General features: G+C 54.4%; 1 protein-coding gene and 1 pseudogene. Both read left to right on the forward strand.

Going from position 1 to position 4,291, the window contains the following annotated elements; genetic code table 11:
* A pseudogene (locus E4O98_RS18920) lies at positions 1-252 on the forward strand (DedA family protein); the annotation flags it as partial.
* A gap of 109 nt (positions 253-361) precedes the next feature.
* Positions 362-4,204 carry a hypothetical protein gene (locus E4O98_RS18925; RefSeq protein ID WP_248135959.1) on the forward strand — a complete coding sequence of 1,281 codons (3,843 nt, stop codon included), beginning with the start codon at positions 362-364 and terminating at the stop codon, positions 4,202-4,204.
* Positions 4,205-4,291: the final 87 nt, after the last annotated feature.

Here is a 4,291-nt window from a genome sequence, read left to right on the forward strand (position 1 = left end):
CTGCTGGGGCGCTCGGTAGAGCGCTTCAAGGAACGGCGCTGGTTTCCGGTGAGTGCCAAGCAGCTGGATAGAGCCCGCGGGCATTACCTGCGTTGGGGGCATTGGACGCTGTTGCTCAGTTGGGTACCTATCATCGGCGACCCGCTGACCTTGGTGGCCGGGGTGATGCGAGAGCCGTTGTGGCGTTTTTTGCTGCTGGTAACCCTGGCCAAGGGCGTGCGTTATAGCGCGCTGACACTCATTATTCAGTAGCTGACCGCTCGTCGCCACTGTCATTTCTCACAGCTAGACGGTGACCACTCTCTCATATTTGCTGACCCTGTTTGGCACGTTTCTCAAATCAGCCTGAAGGGTCACCACCATGTCCGATAAACGCACAGACAGTCCACCCATCCTGCACCCACCACGCATCGCAGACCTGGAGCCGCCGCCCTACAACGACAACACTGTACGTCCCCTTCCCGAACTTCTGGCTGATGTAGGGGTTGGCATACGCAGCCTCGAAAACCGTTTGCTGATTACCTTCGAGAGCTGGACCACGAAGAACGTCGGCGATTCTTACGAATGGTATATGGGAGATCGGCGTTTTCCGGTCGCCTGGGGGGAAATTGTTGCTGGCGAGGAAACGCAAAGACGCTACCAACTCTCGGTACTACGCGAGCATGTACCGCTAGGTATTGTGTACCCCTGCTATGGCCTGGTCAGGCGTAACGGGTCTGGCACTGAAAGTACATCGGAGGAAGAAACCTGGTTCCTGAAAGATACCCGGCCAGGGGGCGTGGATCAGGACCCAGGACTCCCCTACCATTCGGCGCTGGTCCTTCACCTGCCAGAGGACTTGAGTGGCTCAGATGCCGTACTCGACCCCGAGCGCGCACGTGATGGTGTGCTCATTACCATTGATCACTACCCAGATGCATTTGTAGGGGACACCATCGAGTTGTATTGGAACGGTCGTTTGGTAGAGCTGCAGTTGGACGCGGATCAGGCCGAGGGACTGACGCCTATCGAGGTGTTCGTCCCGTGGGAGGTCATCGAATTGGGCGGTAGCGGTCTGTTGACTATCCGGTTCCGGATCTACGACTTGGTGCTGAACTTCTCAGGGGAAGTGCAGCAGTGGTCTCAGGTCGTAAACCTGAACAGTAACCTGGATCCAGACGCACTCATGCGCCCCCACTTTTTGGTGGATGGAACAGACAATAATAACGTCGATTTCGACCAGTACGCAGAGAGTCACTTCGAACTCGAAGTGGTTGCGCCCACACGGCTCCCGAATGGCTCCCCAACGCCAGCAGGCACTCAGATCGTAGCTACCATCGTGGGTACACGCGAAGATAAAACGAAAGTCACCATCCCATTGCCAGCGTTTGCTGCCCGGCCCGGGCGTTCGGCATATACCACCGTCGAGAACAGCATCCTCGAAGACCTGATCAACGGCTCGATGCAAATCTCCTATACGCTGCAATTCCCGCTAGGCACTGAGATTGGCTATTCCCAAAGTCTGTCTGTCACAGTTTTTGGTACTGTTTCCAACATGCCTGCAGTTGAAATCGAGGAAAACGAAGGCGGCTTGATCGATCCGACCGTCCCCTACCTCAAAGTCAACTTCCCGGCCTTCGTGCCATACAGTCCGAACTATCCCGTCACCTTGCGCTTTGAGGCGCACCGACCCGGCGGCGGCCTAGTGTTTTATGAACAAACCCAGCAGGCCGGCGACCCACCACCACCCACACGCTTTCGGATTGTGACGCCGGCAAATTTCGCACAGTTCGTCGGGCTCGGGCCGATCGACGTCTTTTATCGCGTCAATGACGGTGTGAACACGATACAGGAAGCCGATGTGCTGACGGTGCGCGAATCCGAGCACCTGATAGTAGAAATAGGCGAACGTCGCGCCGACCTGCCTGCGCCGCACATTGAGGGCGTAGATGAAAATGGCAACCTCGATCCGGCCGATGTGATCTTCCAGGTCAATGTCACTCTCCCCTATACCTTCCAACGAGGTGACACCGTCGTGTGGCGCTGGGTAGGCTCTGGGGTGGGTGGCAGCACAGGCGACACGATTAACGTCGTGGTAGGAGGAGAGATTTCGTTTCCGGTAGATCGAAATTATGTCGACGTGAATAACAACGGCTCCATTCGCTTGAGCTATTCCCTCATACGCGGCAACACAACACTGCGCTCTGAGACGCTTGACGTGACGGTCGGTAAAGCAATAGGTGAGCTGTTGAGGCCGGAAGTGCTTGAAGCCTCACGAGACCCAGACCTACTAAGGCCGGAGTCCGCAACGACCGGAGCGACGATTGAAGTATCGTTTCTGAACATGTCACCCAGCGACCGGATCCTGGCAGTGTTCAGCGGCGTACCGGGCATTGGCACTTATGAAGAAACCAAGAATGGCAACACCTCAAGAACAGTGCACTTTGACGTACCGAGCGAAGTAGTAGGCGCCAACATTCTTTCCGAAGGCCGCCAGATTCCCGTGCAGTACTTTGTGCTGCGCGGCACGCGGAGAATACCGTCGCCCATACTGGATCTGCTGTTACTGTCCCTGACCACGCTACCGATCCCCACCATCGAAGGGCATGATAACCCGGTATTGGTAATTTCCCAGCTTACTGGCCGGGAGCGCACCCTGATCAATATCTGGCCGTTCATTCACCGGTTTCAGCGGATGTGGATGCGATATGAAGGTATCTACGACGATGGCGCGGATTACATTGAGGATACCTACAGCGAGAACCTGGTAACGCCTGAGGGCGAGAGTCAGGGCATCATGCCACCGACGCCGCCGGATCTGCGCAGACTCAAGGATGGAATGCCGCTGTTCATCGATTTCTGGGCCAGTTTCGATCGTAGCACCAACAAAGCCAATGCAGTGCACTTCCGTCGGCGCACGTACACCATTCAGGCATTATCAGGAGATCTTCCCCACCCGTTTATCAATGGCACCACCGATACAGGGCCGAATGTGACAGTGGACCCGCTGCCCATTCAACACAATACGACGGCAACGGTTCGCTATGACGGTATGAGTAGCCAAGATTTCATCACGCTTTACTGGTTTTTTGCCGACGGCACCTCTTATTCAACCAGCCAGAATGGGCTGGATGGAGGCACGGTAGTGTTCAACCTGACCTCGGCCAAGGTCTTGCACCATAGTGTGAACAGTACCGTGTGCTTGAAGTATTCGGTGGTGAGCACGGGCGTGGCTGCCCCACGCCCGTCGCAGGTGCAGACGGTGAAAGTCAATACGATTCCGGCCACGGACTTACCGCAGCCACTCATCAACAGTATTATTGATGGAGGCACGCTGAACCTGGGTAGTTTTACCGGCGACGCCAAGGCATCAGTGGATAAGTGGCCTTTGAGCGACAAAGACCAACTAGGGTGGATGATACTCAGCAGCGACGGTATAGAAGATCTACTGGTGATGGGGGGCGAACTGATCAGCGCCACGGAGGCCGCCAATGGTTTGAGAGATAAAGCTGTGCTGCGTAGTTGGTTGGACAGGGTGGCAAATAATAGCCAGGTAACGTTGAGTTTTTACGTGGCCTATAATGGTATCGACGATCAGAGCCGGGCAGTTGAGTTTCCAAAGACGACCTATACCGTCGTCGAGTCTAAACCTCTTATCATTGACACCTCAACCATGTACCTGAATGGCTGGCACTTCAACTCCACAGGCGCATTGCAGATTGCTGATTTTCCTGGAGCCGCACTTACTCGTCAGCCAGCAAGTGGAACGCCTCCTTATTACTATTCAATTCGACCACAAAACTCTCCAGTAGCAGTTGTAGATGCCAATGGAAACGTCAGAAGCAAAAGTAACGGCACCACTCGAGTCTACGTGAGGGACAGTGCGAGTCAAGAGGTCAGCTATCCTGTCACAGTATCAAACTGCTGGTATGTAGTTATATTGGCCGGTGACAAATATCCCTTTGGCCACCACAACTTCAGTGAAAGGGTCCAACCACCGTATACGCAAATCCCGGAAGATAAATGGCCTTCTATCTACACGGCGTATGGCCAGGTACCTATCAGATGGAGTGGCGGGATCCAACCCGCTTGGATAACTCCTGTGGTTCAGGGTGGCAGGTCTAAAACCTATAACATGTATACGGGAGTCAGCCAATCCGCGGGCGTTAACGAAAACATCAGGTACGCTTTGGCCGTACTTCCTTCAATTTCATCAGGGAACTAGCCCCAATGTAAAATAAAAATATCAGGAGAATTAGAGGGGGCAGTTCTATTTAACCGTAGACTGTCCCTTTTTTCAGGGTGAATGGCA

It is taken from the genome of Pseudomonas sp. W2Jun17 (assembly GCF_023127795.1).
Lineage (GTDB): Bacteria > Pseudomonadota > Gammaproteobacteria > Pseudomonadales > Pseudomonadaceae > Aquipseudomonas > Aquipseudomonas synxantha_A.